The 19345-nt window shown below is 44.0% G+C and carries 13 protein-coding genes; 12 read left to right on the top strand and 1 reads right to left on the bottom strand.

The features are described 5' to 3' along the window. Positions 1-243: 243 nt before the first annotated feature. The 8 genes from QUB25_RS27945 to QUB25_RS27910 all read left to right on the top strand — a co-directional run bounded on the left by QUB25_RS27945 (position 244) and on the right by QUB25_RS27910 (position 10316). The gene (locus QUB25_RS27945; RefSeq protein WP_333188496.1) at positions 244-3072 is read left to right on the top strand and encodes a CHAT domain-containing protein; all 2829 of its coding nucleotides are present in this window, start codon (positions 244-246) and stop codon (positions 3070-3072) included. Between the two features lie 444 nt (positions 3073-3516). After that, positions 3517-4185 carry a cytochrome b6 gene (petB, locus tag QUB25_RS27940; protein WP_015174799.1) on the top strand — a complete coding sequence of 223 codons (669 nt, stop codon included), beginning with the start codon at positions 3517-3519 and terminating at the stop codon, positions 4183-4185. Between the two features lie 182 nt (positions 4186-4367). Beyond that, complete coding sequence (petD, locus tag QUB25_RS27935; protein ID WP_333033520.1) at positions 4368-4850, top strand: cytochrome b6-f complex subunit IV; 483 nt, start codon at positions 4368-4370, stop codon at positions 4848-4850. A 734-nt stretch (positions 4851-5584) separates the two neighbouring features. Beyond that, positions 5585-6946, top strand: a complete 1362-nt coding sequence (locus QUB25_RS27930; protein WP_333188493.1) for a cytochrome 450 — start codon at positions 5585-5587, stop codon at positions 6944-6946. A gap of 259 nt (positions 6947-7205) precedes the next feature. Then, the gene (locus tag QUB25_RS27925; RefSeq protein ID WP_333188491.1) at positions 7206-7748 is read left to right on the top strand and encodes a hypothetical protein; all 543 of its coding nucleotides are present in this window, start codon (positions 7206-7208) and stop codon (positions 7746-7748) included. Positions 7749-7867: 119 nt separating this feature from the next. Next, positions 7868-8929, top strand: a complete 1062-nt coding sequence (gene mtnA, locus QUB25_RS27920) for an S-methyl-5-thioribose-1-phosphate isomerase (RefSeq protein ID WP_333188489.1) — start codon at positions 7868-7870, stop codon at positions 8927-8929. A 4-nt stretch (positions 8930-8933) separates the two neighbouring features. Next, on the top strand, positions 8934-9455 hold the full coding sequence (locus QUB25_RS27915; RefSeq protein WP_333188486.1) for a type IV pilin-like G/H family protein: 522 nt from the start codon (positions 8934-8936) through the stop codon (positions 9453-9455). A gap of 3 nt (positions 9456-9458) precedes the next feature. Next, positions 9459-10316 (top strand): rhodanese-like domain-containing protein, encoded by an 858-nt coding sequence (locus tag QUB25_RS27910; protein ID WP_333188483.1) that lies wholly within the window; start codon positions 9459-9461, stop codon positions 10314-10316. Positions 10317-10433: 117 nt separating this feature from the next. Here QUB25_RS27910 and QUB25_RS27905 read toward each other — a convergent pair whose 3' ends face one another. Beyond that, a complete protein-coding gene (locus tag QUB25_RS27905) occupies positions 10434-10781 on the bottom strand; it encodes a hypothetical protein (protein WP_333064238.1) in 348 nt (115 codons plus the stop codon). A 241-nt stretch (positions 10782-11022) separates the two neighbouring features. Here QUB25_RS27905 and QUB25_RS27900 point away from each other — a divergent pair, with 241 nt between their 5' ends. From QUB25_RS27900 to QUB25_RS27885, 4 genes are all read left to right on the top strand, one after another. Further along, positions 11023-11943 (top strand): cation diffusion facilitator family transporter, encoded by a 921-nt coding sequence (locus tag QUB25_RS27900; protein ID WP_333188481.1) that lies wholly within the window; start codon positions 11023-11025, stop codon positions 11941-11943. 629 nt (positions 11944-12572) lie between these two features. Beyond that, entirely contained in the window at positions 12573-16619 is a 4047-nt protein-coding gene (locus tag QUB25_RS27895; protein ID WP_333188478.1) for a zinc-ribbon domain-containing protein, read from the top strand. A 325-nt stretch (positions 16620-16944) separates the two neighbouring features. After that, positions 16945-18408 (top strand): ABC transporter substrate-binding protein/permease, encoded by a 1464-nt coding sequence (locus QUB25_RS27890; RefSeq protein WP_333188475.1) that lies wholly within the window; start codon positions 16945-16947, stop codon positions 18406-18408. Beyond that, a complete protein-coding gene (locus QUB25_RS27885) occupies positions 18374-19123 on the top strand; it encodes an amino acid ABC transporter ATP-binding protein (protein ID WP_333188470.1) in 750 nt (249 codons plus the stop codon). Before QUB25_RS27890 ends, QUB25_RS27885 begins: the two co-directional genes overlap by 35 nt. Positions 19124-19345: the final 222 nt, after the last annotated feature.

Below are 19345 nucleotides of genomic sequence, written 5' to 3'. Positions count from 1 at the left end.
AAAAATCACTCCTGAGGAAATCTGTTCGTTGTCATCTTACAATTTTATTCTTGAAGCCCTATTCTATGCAGCTTCATCTTAAATTGGTATTAAATGGTGCGTTACGCTGTCGCTAACGCACCCTACGTATTTCAGATATCATGTTCAATATAGTTAAAAAAGATAATGGATATCCTCACAATCGATGCAAAATATGTCAAGTTGATAGCAATCCGTACCTTCTCTTGTATGAAGGATTGAACCATGCGTCTACATCTAGTCAGCCTCAGCTTTGCCACCCTGCTGCTTTCGCTAACCTCTCCCTTGTTACCATCTACCTTGAGTCTCTCGCCTTTAGTCGCGCAGGCGCAAACAAATCAAGATCGGAAAGCTATAGGCGATCGCCTGTTCAGAGAAGGTAAATATCTGAAGGCAGACGACAGCTATGCAGCAGCTATCAGGAAATTCCAGGAAGCCTTATCGATTTATCAAGAAATAGGCGACAAAGCAAGCATTGGAGAAACTCTCTACAACATTGGATACGTTCACTACAACCAAAAAGAGTATGAGCAAGCATTAGATTACTTCCAGCAAGCTTTGCCTATTCGACGGGAGGTAGGCGATGGCGATGGGGAATTAGTAACCCTCAATATGATGGGGAGAAGTTACGGCAAGCAAGGTGATCAACTGGTTGAGCGAAGTCAATATCGAGAAGCCTTAGAGAAATTTCAGCAACTCCTGGTTATTCAGAGAAAACTTGGTCATAAGAAAGCGGAAGGTTTAACTCTCAACCAAATTGGGATAGCTTACACTAATCTGGGAGAGTATGAATTAGCCTTGGATTTTTATCAGCAAGCCTTAGCGATTCCTACAGCTTATTTGACGGAAATTCGGGCAGCAATGCTGTCTAATACCGGAAGGATTTACGAGGCACTAGGACAGTACGAACTGGCTTTTAATTTCTACAATAAATCATTAAAAATTGCCAGAAAACCCTCACTATCTATGAGCGGGCAGAGTTGGGACATCGGGGGTGAAGTAACAAATCTCAACGCGATCGCGAGAATTCACTACAGACTAGGAAAGTACGAATTAGCCTTGAAGTTCTATCAGGAAGCCTTAGCAATCCTCAAAACAATAGATGACAAAACAGATAAAAAAAACCTGGAAGCAGGAACGTTCCACAATATTGGTGTTGTTTACCTCAAACAAGGAAATTATGAATTAGCCTTGAAGTTCTTGCAGGAAGCTTTAACCATTCTCAAACCACTTGGCTACACGAAGTCGGAAGGGCTAATGCTCAGTAATATTGGCCAAGTATACTTTGAGCAAGGAAAGTATGAATTAGCCTGGGAATTTTATCAGCAAGCCTTGGTAATTCTCCAGGAATTTGGCAACAAGGCGGATGAAGGACACGCTCTCAAAAACATCGGGTACTTGCTAGAGAAACAGAATCAGCCAGAATTGGCGATTGTGTTCTTCAAGCAATCAGTAAACGCTAGAGAAGTGATTCGCAAGAATATCAAGGGACTTCCTCAAGAATTCCAGCAATCATACACAGAAACCATTGCTAAAGATTATCGCCACTTAGCCGATCTCCTCCTGAAACAAGACCGAGTTCTCGAAGCCCAACAAGTGATAGATTTACTCAAAGTTCAAGAACTGGAAGATTATCTCAGCAATGTGCGCGGCAACGAACAAACTGCTCGAGGAATTCCCAATACTCCCTCAGAACAGCAAATTCAAAAAGGCTACGAAGCCCTTTTAAATAAAGCAATTCAACTCGGTAAAGAACTCGTCAACATCGAAAAGATTCCACCTGCTGACAGAACCCCCGCCCAGCAACAGCGTATTCTAGAGTTTAGAAAAAATCAGCAAGAAATTTCTCAACAGTTTCAAGAATTCCTCAAAAGTCCAACCGTAACTGCACTGGTGACGCAACTGAGGCAAGTTACGGGTGGAGAAACTCTCAATCTTGCCAATTTCAATAGTTTACGAGACAACCTCCAAAAGCTGCAACAAAACGCTGTTATTCTCTATCCCTTGGTTCTGGATGAGCGATTGGAACTGATTTTAGTTACCCCTTATTCTCCTCCGATTCGCCGCACTGTGGCTGTGAAACGGGAAGAACTTAATGGTGCTATTGCTGATTTCCGTCGTAATATAACAAATCGGAATGGCAATATTGCCGATGCTGAAGTTGCGGGTCAAAAGCTTTACCAATTGTTGATTAAACCGATTGAAAAAGACTTAGCACAAGCCGATGCTAAAACTCTTATCTACGCGCCTGATGGACAGTTGCGCTATATTCCGCTTGCTGCCTTACACGATGGCAAAGAATGGTTAGTGCAGCGCTTCCGCATTAACAATATTACTGCTGCCAGTCTGACTGATTTTAATACAAAACCTCAAAATAATTTGCAAGTTATAGCGGCTGCTTTTACCCAAGGCAGTTATAACTTCAGAGTTGGTGCGAGAGATTTCACAATGTCGGGACTGGAGTTTGCGGGTCGAGAAGTGGAAAATTTAGCGGCGACAATTCCGGGTACAACGAAACTCTTGGACAAGCAATTTAACCGCGATACTGTGTTGTTGATGAATGATTATTCAATTGTTCATCTTGCGACTCACGCGGCTTTTTTAGTTGGTGAACCGGAAGATTCTTTTATTATGTTCGGGAATGGCGATCGCGCGACGCTACGAGAGATCAAAACCTGGTCGTTACCCAAGGTGGATTTAATCGTCCTGAGTGCCTGCCAAACGGCTGTAGGCGGCAGATTAGGTAACGGTGAGGAGATTTTGGGGTTTGGCTATCAGGTGCAGCGTACAGGCGCTAGGGCCGCGATCGCCACGTTGTGGTTCGTAGACGATGGTGGCACGCAAGACTTGATGGATGCCTTCTATGCCGCCTTGAAGCAAGAGAATATGACCAAAGCCGAAGCCTTACGCCAAGCGCAAATTGCCCTGATTACAGGCAACTATGCAGCATCAGGACAACAACCCATTAGCAGCAGCGCCCCGTCACAACTGAGTAACAGCCTGAGCCACCCCTTCTACTGGGCACCTTTTATTCTGATTGGCAATGGTTTGTGAATCGATAGACCCAAAAGGTGAAGTTTTACGATCGAGATGAAATTCGGCCTCTCCCGGCAAACCTGTTTCCGGCTCGGACTGCTTGCTGTAGCTCAGCCCTCCCCGCATAGTAGCTTGGGCGGATGTTGAGATTGCGAAAAAAGCCTTTTAAGTGTCCAAAAAGCGATCGCCCGCGTGAAAATTGCACGGCAATTATGTTACATTTTTTATCACAGTCTGGAATTCGATCGGGCAACGCCAGCGAGTAGGGACAAGCCACCGCTTAGTTTCCCAGGGCTTGCAGGCGATCGCACAATAGAGTTCCTTTCGTCAGCTCCAAATTTAAAAAATAGCCTCAGGCATTTGCTAGTAAAAGCAAGCTGCTCGGCGCGGGGCGACAAAAAACCTTGTGGCTGCTGCCCTGAACCTCAACCACAGCAATATTCTTTTAGGAATTCTGGCTCCATGTTTTCTAAACAAATCACCGACTCAAAAACCTACCAGTGGTTTGAGGAACGCCTGGAAATTCAGGCGCTCGCCGACGACATCACTACGAAGTACGTACCCCCGCACGTCAATATTTTCTACTGCTTGGGCGGAATTACTTTAGTTTGCTTTCTGATCCAGTTTGCCACCGGCTTCGCCATGACTTTCTATTACCGTCCCACGGTAGCAGAAGCTTTTTCTTCAGTGCAATACCTGATGACTGAAGTCAACTTCGGCTGGCTGATCCGCTCCATCCACCGCTGGTCTGCAAGCATGATGGTGCTGATGATGATTTTGCACATCTTCCGGGTTTATCTGACAGGCGGCTTCAAAAAGCCCCGCGAATTAACCTGGGTGACAGGAGTAATCTTGGCAGTCATCACTGTTTCTTTCGGCGTGACCGGCTATTCGCTGCCTTGGGATCAAATCGGTTACTGGGCAGTTAAAATCGTTTCCGGCGTCCCCGAAGCTATCCCGTTTGTCGGTTCTTTGATGGTTGAACTGCTGCGCGGCGGTGTCAGCGTCGGTCAAGGCACTTTGACCCGTTACTACAGCTTGCACACTTTTGTGTTGCCTTGGCTGATTGTAGTCTTCATGCTGGCTCACTTCTTGATGATTCGCAAGCAAGGTATCTCTGGCCCTTTGTAAATTTTGAGTTGTGGGGGCGGTATTCTTTTGCCCCCCGCTGAATTTTGAGTTGAAAATTCATAATTCATCGCTCATGATATTTATTTACGGCTAATACTTCCTGCGATCGCGCCACTGATTCAAACTAACGAATACAGTGGAATCCCAGGCCCGGGTAAAACTAAAAGGAGAACACTCTCACTATGTCTATTATCAAAAAACCAGATTTGAGCGATCCAGACCTCCGCGCTAAACTCGCTAAGGGCATGGGTCACAACTATTACGGCGAACCAGCTTGGCCTAATGACTTGCTCTACGTTTTCCCTATAGTAATCATGGGAACGATTTCTCTGTGCGTGGGTCTGGCCGTACTAGACCCGGCTTTGGTTGGGGAACCTGCTAATCCTTTTGCTACTCCGCTGGAAATTCTGCCGGAATGGTATTTGTGGCCTGTTTTCCAACTATTGCGCGTTTTGCCTAACAAATTGTTGGGTATTGCTTGCATGGCTGGTGTTCCCGTTGGCTTGATTTTGATTCCGTTCATCGAGAATGTTAACAAGTTCCAAAATCCGTTCCGCCGCCCTGTTGCTACTACTGTTTTCCTGTTGGGAACTGCTGTAACTCTGTGGTTGGGTATTGGTGCTATTTTCCCGATCGACAAATCTTTCACTCTGGGTCTTTTCTAAGATTTAAGTTTGCTTGATTTTGACGCCTGCGGATTTCCTGTAAAGTGCTTTTGTACTGGTAGGAAACTTTAGCGGGCGTCATTTGATTTTAGATTTTAGATTTTAGATTTTAGATTGAAGAATTAGGGATTGGGGATGGCATTTGATTTGAGATTGAATAATTGAAGAATTGGGAATTTTTAGCTCTATTATTTAATAATATTCAGTAATTAATTCTCTGAGTTTATTCACTTAAATTCAGAAGCATACAGAAGCCTAAAATATTTTATATCTAAATATATATAGCAATCTTAAATGAGCCGTAATTTTTTTACTCCACCCCAACCATCCCCTTAGTAAGGGGAGGGAGTAAGAAATCCACAAATGATTTAGGATTGCTATATAATAATCACAAAGAAAACCCTAGTATTTTGTAGGGGCGAGTTCCTGTAATTCTCTACGGTTAAGTCCGGCTCTGAGAGATTGGGGCTAATACTTGAGATGCAGAAAGTAGATCTACTTACCAGCAATCGTTAAAAATTCCACTCAATCTCCGGGACAAGGCTAGACTTGGGCGCAGACATATTCAGTAAAACTATATCTATATTGCCACTGCGTTTACAAATAAAGATGGCTATAGTTATACTTACTGATTTTGGCATTTAAGTGGGATTCAATACCCGCTCAATTGCCGCTCAATACCCTCTTGCTGCTAACTGCAAAGCGGGTTATGGCGAGGGATTCTCGGAGGAATTATGATGAACCTAAATTTAGATACTATTTTCTCATCGCTGATGAACCCGGCCCTGAACGAGTTTCAGGTTTGGGCTTTGCAAAACCCAGAAGAAAGTCTCAGCAAAACGATGCTACCGCCGATCGCCCTGATTGAGGGTTTGATTGCCAACGAACCCACCTATTTGCAGATAAAACGGCTGGCTTTCGGAGCAAACTTTTGCTGCGCGGGGCAAGTCGTGATGGGAGAGTTTGACACCCTAGAAAAAGCACTCACATCGCCCCAGGCGCGCGGATGGCGGCTTGGTACTTCGGTACTCGATCCCGATAGCGCCCCCAACCAAGATGTCGGCGGCAGAAACCTTTTTCTACTGTCTTTGTCCGATCGCGAAACTGATGGTAGCAGCAACCACGCAGCATTCCGAAGCTGTATGCAGAAATATCTCTTCAACAGTGCGACAGCGGATCGCCAGGGAGACGAAATCAGCAGGCGGTTGCTCGATCGGCTAGCCGCAGATTATGCCCAAATGCCACACGGTGCGGGGGGAGCGTTTTTTACCGATGTCAAGCGGGGCTGGATGGGATTTTTAGTCCGATACCTGCACTACGTCATCTTTGGAATTAATCCAGACGATTCAGAGTCGATCGAACTTCTCACCGAATTGCATTACACTCGCCAAAGCCCGCTGCACTACTTCGCCGTCATCGGCAACCTGCTGCAAAGCCTGAACCTCTTAGGACACGGGGATTTGTCCGCTCTAATCGAGCGTGCAGCGACTATCTATGAGAATTCCCCAGCTTTAGCCGACTTCGAGGAGAGCTCGGAAAACAACGGCATGACTAAGCGGGAATTGGCGAAGCTGATGACATCGATTATGGGCATAGCGGGACTGCAAGGCCCCCTCCACCTAGGCTACACGGCAATGGGATACCGCCCTCTCCCCGCCTATAAAGGACAGCAGACGGCCGAAATTAACCCGACTGATTTTTGGGATCAGCTCGATTTGGACGATCGCCAGTCGATCGAGCTCTTCCTCCTGGAATGCGCCCGCCTCTGGGCTCCCGTCAGCGCCACGCACCGAGTCGCGACAGAGCCATTCACTGCAACGGTAGCCGGCAAAGAGCGCACCTTCCCCGCAGGAACCAAGGTACTGATACCGCTCAGCCTGGGGCTGCTAGACGGGAGTTTCTGGGGCTCTACGGTATACGAATTCAACCCTAAGCGCGAGAATCTGTGCCCTTTTCATATGGGTTTTCATTCGGTGGGCGATCGTAGCGCGGGACGGATTTGCCCGGGTAAAGACATCGCACTCAAGATGCTGGTGGATGTCGTGAGTACGGTAGGCAAAGTGCGACGAGCTTCTGAGCCGAATTTGCGGCGGTAATTAATCCAAAAGCTCGATCGGACAGCGGTTGAAACTGAGATATTGCCCCATTCTCGCTTAACAGGCCCGAGGCCCACCCTACAAGACATCAAGTTTATTGTGGGGTGTCCCCCCGCCCTTGAATAACTGATTGGCTAGGATGCAAGATGTGAGTTGAAACCGCACACCACATAAACTATCGATCGCTCGATCAACTAAGAAATCAAGGGGGTATGTAATAGAAAACCCAAACACAAATATTTTGAGGACAAATAATACCATGTTAATCGAAGAAAAGCAACTAAAAGACATCGCAAATTGGATGAAAGTAGAACATCCAGCCGAGTTACCCGAAGTCCTGCAAGGTATCTTTTTTATGGACGGGAATGTTTTACCAGACGATTGTCTGACGATGTACAGTTCAGACTGGAATGCTGCCGAACGGACTTTATTGCTGCGCGTTTTTGACCCTGTTATCTGGACATTTCATTCATCAATGGCAGGACGGATGTTAATTTATTTAGTCAAATTTTCTCGCTTCAGCTACTTGTTCCGATTCTCGGATGCAACTTTGCAGCACGGACACATTACGCCGATAGTGTTTGGATTCTCTGTGCCGCAGTGGCTTGTAGATTTTTTGATTGAGCGAGATCCGAACACTCCGAATGGAGATATCTGGCATCGTACAAACTCGTTTTTCGGCAGACCTCCTGACAACGGATATACACTCCGCAGGATTGTAGACAAAGATGGCAATTACACATCAGCTTTCCCAGATATGCTGTCTAAAGTTGAGAGTGATTGTTTAATCATTGCCAAATAGTGAAAATATTTAGGAAAACTACAAAACCCGCTTAATTAGGCGGGTTTTGTCGCTCGAAGTGGCGGGAAGAGTCGCTTTCATGGCATCATAGAAACTTGTCCCTCACATAATTGAAATAGATGACCGCTCAAAACTCCCCCGTTTCCCCCGTCACCTGGATGGAAGACAGAGTTCTGCTAATTGACCAAAACCGACTCCCGAAAGAATACGGTGTAGTCGAAATTAGCCGCTGCGAAGATATGGCTGAGGCGATTAAAACTATGATAGTCCGAGGTGCTCCGGCGATCGGGGTAGCAGCAGCCTACGGGATGTATTTGGGGGCGCGAGAAATCGAAACGGGCGATCGCACCGAGTTTTTTACTAAATTAGAACAAGTTGGTGAGTTATTGCGATCAACTCGTCCGACTGCGGTTAATTTGTTTTGGGCAATATCGCGAATGCTCAAAACAGCCGAGAAAACTAGCGGTTCTGTCGAACAAGTGCAAAAAACTTTGTTAGAAATGGCCAAAACCATTCAAGCAGAAGACTTGCAAACTTGTAAAGATATCGGCGACAAAGGTTTAGAAGTTCTGCCAGCTACACCGGAAAAACTGAACTTACTAACTCACTGCAATGCAGGTGCATTAGCAACTGCCGGCTACGGTACTGCTTTAGGTGTATTTCGTTCTGCTTGGCGAGAAGGAAGACTCGGAAGAGTTTTTGCAGACGAAACTCGGCCGCGTCTCCAAGGTGCAAAACTGACCACTTGGGAATGCGTGCAAGAAGGAATTCCCGTCACATTGATAGCAGACAATATGGCCGCTCACTGCATGAAACTCGGCATGATTCACGCAGTAGTTGTCGGTGCAGACAGAATCGCTGCTAACGGCGACGCGGCCAATAAAATTGGCACTTACAGTTTAGCAATTGTTGCCAAAGCTCACAACGTCCCGTTTTTTGTCGCCGCTCCTCTGTCAACAATTGATTTTGAACTTTCCGACGGCAGCAAAATTCCAATTGAAGAACGCGATCCAGTTGAAATGTATCAAGTTGGAACTACGCGAATTTGTCCTGTGGGAGTAGAATTTTACAATCCCGCTTTTGACGTAACTCCGGCGGAATTAATATCGGGAATAATCACAGAACACGGCACGGTGGCTCCTGGGGCGTTGAGACAGTTTCAGGCAAAACAATTAGTTTGATTGTATGTTGCTAGACCGCTCATTCCACCTGCTATCTGTGAAATTAAGCCTGATTCCTAGCAGCCGCAACTGGCAGATCAAAGTTGCGATCGCAGTTCTAACTCTGCCAGTTGTTTTCAGTCCTGTGTCGGAAGCTCAAGTGTCACAAACGCTTAAAGCTAAGGAATCACAAGCGAAAAAATTTGTGGGTTCGATGAATAAAGCTCAGCAAGTTTACTATGCTGAAAAAGCAGGTTTTACAAGTTCTGTTTCCAATCTATTGGTTTATATGGGTCTCCAAATTAAACCTGCCGCAGCCAATTACAGCTACTCGATCGCCATGGTTAAAAAAGGTGCTGTATTTAACTACGGAGTATCGAAGCAAGCTAATCTCAAAAGTTTTGTGGGGGGAGTCTTTTTGGTGGGAAACAAGACACAAACAATCTTGTGTCTAAATGTGGCTCCTGGCAAGACTAAACCAGCTAATCCAACTAATACAAAAGGGGTTTTAGCCTGCGGTGCTAATACAGCCCAAGTTACTCAATAAATTATGTCTAATTTACTCGGTAAGTTAGCAAATAACTGGATAGTAAATGCAGATTTAGCTAAGCAATTGCTGGAACAAGAAGCTACTTTACTAGATGCTCGCGCACCTATTTTAAAGTGGTTTTGCCGTTTCTCACCAGCTATTCCCGTAACTTGGCAGGAATTTTCCCGTTCCGACTTTCCCCACAAGGGAAAAATTATCGAAAATAACACAGTTTTAACTCAAAAACTGCAAGCAATTGGTATTTGTCAAGACAAACCTGTGATAGTGGTTGCCGATTCTGTGAAAGGGTGGGGCGAAGACGGAAGGATTGTTTGGATGTTGCGGACTTTGGGACACGAAAAAGCTGTTTTGGTAGATGGAGGGTATCGGGCTTTAATCAAAGCTGGAATTAATCGAGTAAAAGCTGCAAACAATCCATCGAAAACAGGAGATTTTGTAATATCTCGCCGCTCGAATTGGGAAATTCAGCGTGATGAATTTAAAGCTATTTTAGGAGATGCTAATTTAGCAGTTATTGACGCCAGAGAGCCGCGAGAATATGCAGGTAAAACGCCTTACGGAGAAAAGCGCGGCGGCCACATTCCCGGTGCGGTTCACCTTTATTACAAACAGTTAATGGACAAACAGGGAAAACTGCTGGATAGCGGGGAAATAATTGCTATTTTGCAGCAAAAAGGAGTTTCGCAGTCAACTCAAATTGTGAGTTATTGCTCCGGGGGAATTCGTTCTGCATGGTTGACTTGTGTCTTGACAAATGTGGGGTTTAATGCTAAGAATTATGCAGGTTCAATGTGGGAATGGTCGGCGTCGCCGGCAGATACTTATCCACTTTCAATAAGCCTTTCAGGGGCGGGCTAGAAGCCCACCCGACAATAAAATTTAATGTTTGTGGAACAGGCCGGAAAGCCTGTTCTTGAGAATGGTGTCTGAACTCAGATTCAACCTATTAACTACAAACGATCGAGGTTGAGATTCTCAACCGACTTGTTCTATATACTGAGCGAGATCGTCGCGCAGGCGGCTGAGTTCGGCTTCGGTGGTCACGCGCACGCGATCGTCCCTAACCGTAATCAGCACTTTTGCAGCAAAAGGAGTTGGCCAGATATTCGGGTTGCAGAAAACTTCTAAAAATACATCCCCTGCATACCGATATTCCATCGGTTTTTGGGGAGAAGCTTTAGCGCCAGCGGTTTTGGCTGCTACAGCTTTCAAGCTTTCCATCAAAGCTGCAATATCGCTTTGCAAATCCCGGGCGGCTTGCGGGGAAAAGCTAAAGGAGACAGAACCTTCGACTAAATTCAGTGTCAGCGGAGAAAGAGACATGGGCAATGAAATTTAACATACGATTGTTAATGATAAAAAATATAGTAACCCAAAAGAAGTACATTCCAGCTCAATTGGACTGCGAAACTGGTATTAATTAAAAATTGTCTCAAGAAGCTCGGCTAAATTAATGAATATAAATCTAGTCGCAAGCTAGATTCGGCAATAGTTTTAACCTTTTCTGACTTGATAAGCTTTAAACTAGAAACCAGAAAAATTGACGGCAGATCGAGGAGAGTTTATGGTGGTCGATAACCGTTCCGAAGTCCGCAAGGTTTTAATAATTACTTTATTGCTAAATTTGCTGGTGATGGCAATTAAAGCAGCCGTGGGATGGGTGACTGGTTCCCTCAGTTTGCTGGCAGATGCTTTGCACAGCGTCACGGACAGCGCTAATAATATTTTAGGATTGGTAACTAATCATTATGCCAATCCGCAGCCCGATCGCGATCATCCCTACGGACACCAAAAATTTGATGCTCTCGGAGCTCTGGGAATTGCTGCTTTTCTGGGAATTGCCTGTTTTGAAATTCTCAGCGGTGCTGTCGAAAGGCTGATTAACGGGGGTAAAGTTGTCAAAATATCCCCAAATGAACTGTGGATTTTGCTGATTGTACTGGGGATTAATATTTTTGTCACCTTTTACGAGCGCAGGGTTGGGAAACGCCTTGGTAGCGCGATTTTAGTGGCTGACGCTCAGCACACGATGAGCGATGTTTGGGTGACAATTATGGTGATCGGCGGGTTGATTGGAGTTTGGCAAGGGCAGGTTTGGAATATACCTCAACTGCAATTCCTGGATGTGTTTTTGTCTTTTCCTGTGGCTGTTTTGGTATTTAGCAGCGGTTGGAAGGTTTTAACAGAAAATCTGCCTTGGTTGGTGGATGAAATGGCGATCGCACCGGAAGTTATTCACGCGATCGCGATCGATGTACCGGGGGTTGTCAACTGTCACTCGATCGCCTCCCGCGGTGTGGTAGGGCGTCAAGTATTTATTGAGATGCACACGATCGTGGATGCTGTCGATGTAGAAACAGCTCACCGGATTACAGAAGAAGTAGAAGCCCGTTTGGAAGAACGTTTCAGCCCTGTACGCATCTTAATTCACGTTGAGCCGCCGGCTTACCATTCCGACCAAATTAGCTACGATTCTGAAAAATGAAGGCACAACCAGTGATTTTGACACGGATACACGGATTAATTGAAGAATCGGGAAAGTATTTTTACTTACCGCAATTCCTCCAATTTTTTAAATCCTATCAATCGGGTTAGAGCGATCACACTTAATTTAGTGCTAGTTTTCCACAGGAAAAGGGGGGTTTTCCACAGAAATCGGCAAGTTTTCCACAATAGTTTTGATAATTATCGGGCAAGAGACTATTGGTACAAGTTCCGAGTTTTTTGGATTTCTATGGCCATTTTCTGTCGCAAGTCCCAAGGTAGCAGAATTTCGACTTCTGAACCTAAAGCGCGCAACCACCTCCGGGTCAATTGTTGATCTATTTGCTATGGAAGGTTCCGGTAAATTGAAAAAGGGGGAAACTGCTAGGGTTTGTGGTCTGCCCATAGGTCGTGCGGAAGTCACGAATGCCGTCGGCGGTAAGTTCACCCATCTAACTTTGGTAAGTTTCATCCCATAACCAAGTCTAAATCACCAACCGCATCAGCCCCGGATCAATGACCTCCCGTTAGTCTAAAATCTCCTGATTTGTTTTTGGGCTATATTAGGCATATATTCCGCATTTATCTATAAAATAGTACATAGACACCTCTAATTATTCAGGTTGAGCTATGGATGATGCGTACAATATCCGAGAGGCTAGAAAGGGGTTTGGTAGGATGCAGAAACTCATTCTTCAATCGCTATATTTATCCTCTGAACCCATAAAAAAATTTACTTCTGTCAAAAGGACATTACTCAATCTTCAGGATAGAGGTCTTGTTCAATTAAAAGATGAGCGGGTTTCTCTAACCGATTTGGGGCAGGCTATTTGTCAAATTTGGCAAGGGCAGAATGATGATGGAGGAGTAGATTTTTCGCCAGAAGCAGAAAGTGAAAGCCAAAAAAAATTATCTAAATTAACTAAAATCAGAGAGGCGAAACTTCAGAAGAGTAATCAGTTCTTAGAGCTTTATAAACAAGGGTTTAGCTATCAGGATATAGGCGCTCAGCATGGATTAAGTAGAGAAAGAGTTAGGCAGGTTCTTGATGTCAATCCTGCATTCCATGAATATTTGAAAGAACGTGAAAAAGAAAAAGTTGCTGAAGAAGAAGCGAAAGCCATCGCGGAACAAGAGAAAAACGAACAGTTAAAAAATAACTTTTATTTAAAGAGTTTAGCTGTCCTCTACCCAGAAAGAGTTGCAAAATTATGGGATTATGAAAAGAATGGAGATATCAAACCTGAAGATATTGCTGCTGGGAGTACCAGCAAATTTATTTGGCTTAAATGTCCTATTGATGGACACTCATGGGAAAAAAGACCTAACGATATTAAGACCAGTTGGGATAGGGGGACAAGTGGATGCCCAAAGTGTGCAGGTAGAAAAAAAAAGGCTGAAAAAAAGGCTAGTTTAATAGAAGTTTATCCTGAACTGATTAGTCAATACTGGGATTACGAAAAAAATAAAGAACTGGATTTAGATCCAGTCACCCTTTCTTTAGGTAGTAATAAAAAAGCTTGGCTTAAATGCCCCCATGAGGGAAATGAATGGCAGGCAATTGTTGCCTCAACAATCAATCAACAGTGGTCAAAGGGTAATGCTGGATGCCGAGTATGTAATGGTACTCATGAAAGAAAGCGAGGGGAATGGGGTCAAGCAAATCCTATTGGGATTGAATTTCCTGATGAAGTTGCTAAGTATTGGTTTTATGAAGCCAATAATGAGCTAGGACTTGATCCCATGAAATTAACAATTGGATCGACTAAAGAAGCTTTTTTTAAGTGTCCTATTGATGGTTATGAGTGGGTTGCGCCTCTTTCTCAAATTAAATCCTCTTGGAAAAGAGACAACAGTGGCTGTCCTGCGTGTCGGGGCTGGGTTGCGACTAAAACTACATCTTTGATTTCTATTTATCCCGATTATGTTCCTCAGTATTGGGACTATGAAAAAAATCATCAACTCGATTTACATCCAACAGCATTGACTAAGGGATCTAACCAAGAGGCTTGGTTTAAATGTCCTATAGATGGATATGAATGGAAAACCCGGATAAATAGTATTACAAGAGCTTCTTGGAGTCAAGGGAATAGTGGATGCGCTCGTTGTTTTGGCTGGTCTTTAGAAGCTATTCGTCAGTTTGTTGCTAGTTTACAAGTTCATATTCCCAACCTAACTCAGGCTGAACTATATAAAATATTTGAGCAATCAGGTGTTTTAGATACAAGGAATACTGAGGGACTCAAGATCGTCAAAGATATTATCAAGGGTAAACTGACAGGGCAAAAACTTCGAGATGTAATTCAAGGTAAGCAAATCAAAATCTCTGACGTTGAGATTAGCTTACATGAGGATATAAAAGGAGATTCTGAACTAAAAATTGTTGATGAAACATCTCAAGCTTTTGAAAAAAATGGTAATTCTCCACAACAACTTGATAAATCTAATGAACTGCCAAGAGTAAAAGTACAGAAAAGCCTAGAATTTCTAAGTAGTCAAGTTGTTGCTTCAGCAGATCAAGAGGCGATTGATTTCTTTATTGCTTCTAGGCTTAATCGGATTTGGGCAGAAGTTTTTGAGGATGAATCTGCTGTTGAAGGTGTAGAAGCATTTACTGATGAGGGTTATGGTCGTCAGGTGAGAGATCAATTTCTTGACGAATACAACCAAGCGCGGGATATGCAAATTCCGTCAGGTTGGGCATTCCGCATTAATGGCAAAATTACCCCTCCAAACTTAATGCAGAAGTTGACGGCGGTACAGCTACGAAATCGAAAGCGAATGTTAAATCTTTCGTTAACAGGAACAGGTAAAACGATAGGTGGCATTCTTAGCAGCCGTATTATTGATTCTCATCTCACAATAATTATCTCTCCATTAGATACAATTCCAAACTGGCATGGAGAAATCAAGCACGTTTTTCCTGATAGTCGAGTAACAATCAAAAATTTTAATCCTCATTGGTCAGATATTGAGGAGGGAAATCACTACATTCTGCTGAATCATGAAATGTTCCAGCAACCCTCAACACCTGCTCACATTCGACAATTGCTAGAACGATACAAAATTGATCTGATTATTGTAGATGAGATTCATCGTTGTAAACATCGTAGTGATGATCCATCTAAACGGCGACAGATGGTTCTTGCAATGATTACGAATGCAACTGAGAACAATCCTGATCTTCATGTGCTGGGAATGAGTGCAACTCCTGTAATTAATAACCTAAAAGAAGGTAAAAGTTTAGTTGAATTAGTAACAGGTATAGAACGATATGATTTAGGTGAAAAAGCTACGCTTAACAACTGTATGCGTTTACATCAGGCACTTGTTACTCTGGGAATTCGCTCCAGAGTCAAGCCCCAGATCAAAATCAACAGGGTTACGATTCCAGTTGATTGTACTCACTTGGTTGATGAAATCCGGGAAAAAGCTACATCTCTTTTAAAGATGGAGCAAATTCTTACCCGCGCCAGAATTCCAGCTATTTTGAAGGAACTTCAACCAAAAACAATTGTTTATACTCATTACGTTGAGGGCATTGTCGATCAGTTAAAAGAGGCGATCGAGGGAGAAGGATGGACTGTCGGTTTTCACATGGGGGGAGATAAAAGTGGCCGTAACAATTTTATTGATGGCTCTACAGATATTTTGATTGCTAGTAGTGCAATGGCTACTGGTGTCGATGGATTTCAACGAGTTTGCGATCGCCTAATTCTGAACATTCCACCTTGGACAAGTGCCGAACTAGAGCAGCTAGAAGGGCGATTGAATCGTCAGGGACAAGTTCACGATACTCTCACAATCCTTATGCCTGTGACTTATGGTTTAGATGATGGAGAACACTGGAGTTGGGATGAGGGGCGATTAGCTAGGCTGCAAAATAAACAGACGGTTGCTGATGCTGCGGTTGATGGTGTAATGCCTGAAGGACAATTAAGAACAGAATCTCAGGCATTTCGAGATCTACGGCAGTGGTTAGAACGATTGAAGACAGGTGAACAAAAATCTATTATTCGCCCTAGAATCTTTGTTCCACTTCCAGATATTGATCCTGTAGATGTCCAGCGACGGAATCTTCAGTACGGTGATTTTAGCCGGATGAATGCCCGTTGGAGTAACAGCTACAGTCAAACTACCTATAAACGTTTGCAAGGCAATCCAGAAGAGTGGATGCAATATCATACCCTTTATCAAGAAGCCCGAAAAACCTGGTCAATCATTCCTTATGAGGAAGCGATCAAATGGCTTCAGAGGCGATCTGATTTAGTTGTGGCTGATTTTGGTTGTGGCGAAGCGCTGATAGCTAAAGCTCTTGCTGGTAAGCATATAGTTCATAGCTTTGATTTTATTGCTATAAATGATTCGGTTATTGAGTGCGATATGGCTCGTGTGCCTTTGGAGGATAGCTGTCTGGACGTTGCTATGTTTAATCTGTCACTTATGGGTTTAAACATCGCTGATTATATTCGAGAAGCCGCCCGTACACTCAAACTTGATGGACAGCTCTGGATTTATGAGGTCACTTCCCACATGAAAGATATTCAAGGGTTTATTAGGGGACTTGAACTAGCAGGTTTTAGGATAATTGAAAATACTGAAGTAGGGAAATTTCAGTATTTTAGAGCCATCAAATCAGAGGAGGTTGAACTCTCTCAAATTGCAGTACAACTCTAGTGTGCCGAGCGGGCTGACAAATCGTTATGGGTGGGAATTTAGCAAACAAGCTTCCCTTTCTAAATTGTTAAAAAATGTGCCTTACGGACGTTTTTTAAATATAAGTTAGTGGCACAATTATCTATCTTTAGACCTGCACGCTTTAATACCTTTATAACCGGGTTTTTTACTATTATTAAAGGCTAATTATGCAGTTTGTTTGTCCATCAAACCAGGTTTCAGGAAACCCGTGCGTCCAGGAGTATATCTTCCTTTACAAAGGTGACTTGATTCCGATTTGTGGTATATTTTCTGGGCGAGGGGATTTTTTAGGACAATGTTCGATATGAAACGTTTAAAATTAAAATCAATGCTGGCGGCGGCGATCGCGATCGCCCTTTGTTTAATTGCGATCGCCAGCTACGCCCAAGCCAACAAGACTTTAACACTAGCGACTTCCCCAGACTACCCGCCCTATGAATTTAAAGATACGGCTGTTAGCGGCAACGAAATTATCGGTTTTGACATCGATATTGCCAAATATATTACTAAAAAATTGGGCTACGAACTGAAAGTAATTGGCATGGATTTTAACGGCTTAATTCCAGCTTTGCAGGCGGGCAGAGCCGATTTTGTGATGGCTGGAATGACTCCCACAGCAGAAAGAAAAAAAAATGTTGCTTTTTCTGACCTTTACTACGAAGCTCAAAATACAATTGTCGCCAATAAAGGCAGCAATTTGACCAAAGCTGAAGATTTAGCCGGGAAAAAAGTAGGCGTTCAACTCGGAAGCATTCAGCAGGAAGCTGTGAAAAAAATGGCCGGGGTGCAACTGGCTCCTCTGAATAGGATTCCTGACATCATTCAAGAAATTAAATCGAACCGCCTCGCCGCGGGAGTGATCGAGGATACTGTCGCTACGGGTTATGCAGCAGCGAACCCGGACTTGGAATTTAACACAATCCCGAATACTGAAGAAAGCGGTTCAGCGATCGCCTTTGCGAAAGGTTCGAGATTAGTTCCAGAATTCAACCGAGTCCTCCAGCAAATGAAAGCCAGCGGGCAAATTAAGGACCTAGCTACTAAGTGGTTTTCTCGACCGATTCCGCAAGAAACTGCTCAAGCAAATCAGCCTGCGGTAGCGCCCAAGTTCGGGTTAGATTTTGGGAAAATCGAGCCGAGTTTGCCTTATATTTTGTCCGGGATTGGGGTAACGCTAACTTTTACCTTGCTGTCGGCATTTCTCGGATTTATCTGGGGAATTGTGCTGTCTCTGTTTAAGATTTCTAGCATTAAACCGCTGTTCTGGTTTGGCACTGCTTACACCTCAATTTTTCGAGGAACGCCGCTAATTTTGCAGTTGACTTTAGTTTATTTTGCAACGCCGCAGCTTACGGGCTATAATATATCGGCGCTGCAAGCTGGCGTCATTACTTTTTTCCTGAATTCTGGGGCTTATATTTCCGAAACAATCCGCGCGGGAATTCAAGCCGTAGATAAAGGTCAAAAAGAAGCCGCAGAATCCCTTGGCGTTCCCTACAAACTGATGATGGGCGATATTATCTTGCCGCAAGCGTTGAAAAATATTTTGCCTGCATTGGTGAATGAAAGTATTGCTTTGCTGAAGGATTCAGCTTTAGTTTCCGTAATTGGCGTAGAAGACTTGCTGCGCCGCGCTACAATTGTGGGAGCAGAAAAGTATATTTACTTTGAGCCTTTGATATTTGTCGGCGCAATTTATTATTTGATGGTGCTTAGTTTAACTTGGGGGGCCAATGTACTCGAACGCAGACTCCAAAGTAGCAGTTAAGGTCGATCGCCTGTATAAATCTTTTGGCAATCTGAAGGTTTTGCGCGAGATAACTACTGAGATTCATAAAGGTGAAGTGATTGCCATTATCGGCCCTTCCGGGTGCGGCAAGTCTACTTTTTTGCGGTGTTTGAATTTACTGGAAATTCCCACTTCGGGACACATATACATTGACGGAGTGGATATTACTTTGCCGAAGGCAGATATTATGAAAATCCGCCAGAAAGTGGGGATGGTTTTTCAGCATTTCCATTTGTTCCCGCACATGACTGTGCTGCAAAATGTGATGTATGCGCCTGTAAAGGTGAAGCAAATTGCTAAGGATGAGGCGCGTCTGAAGGGGTTAGAATTGCTGGAAAAAGTGGGTTTGTCAGATAAGGCCGAGGTTTATCCTTCTAAGCTTTCGGGGGGACAAAAACAGCGGGTGGCGATCGCCCGCTGTTTGGCTATGGAACCGGAAATTTTGTTGATGGACGAACCGACTTCTGCACTCGATCCAGAAATGGTTAAAGAAGTGTTAGATGTGATGAAAGCTTTGACGAAAACGGGAATGACAATGGCAATTGTAACTCACGAAATGGGTTTTGCGCGGGAAGTCGCCCACCGGATATTGTTTCTCGATGGCGGAAAGGTGGCGGAAGATGTGCCGCCGCAGGAGTTTTTTAGTAACCCGAAGTGCGATCGCGCCAAGCAATTTCTGGAAAAAATGCTTTAATTCATATAAGAATTAGAGGTTTTAACCGCAGAGGACACAGAGGACACAGAGAGAGTTAGAGGAGAAAGAGAAAGTTGCGGTAGGGTGCGTCAGTTTGAGATGCTCGATCGCCACGGACAGTATAATAATGTTGATTCGATGATTAATATTATGTCCGGTCGATTAACCACGATTAAACTTTTGCCTCCGGCCACCAATAGAAATGAGTCAAACCACTGATTA

The organism is Microcoleus sp. B3-D7, assembly GCF_036705305.1.
Classification (GTDB): Bacteria; Cyanobacteriota; Cyanobacteriia; order Cyanobacteriales; family Microcoleaceae; genus Microcoleus.
The sequence above is the reverse complement of the archived record's forward strand: the minus strand, read 5'-3'. Positions and strand labels throughout refer to the sequence as shown.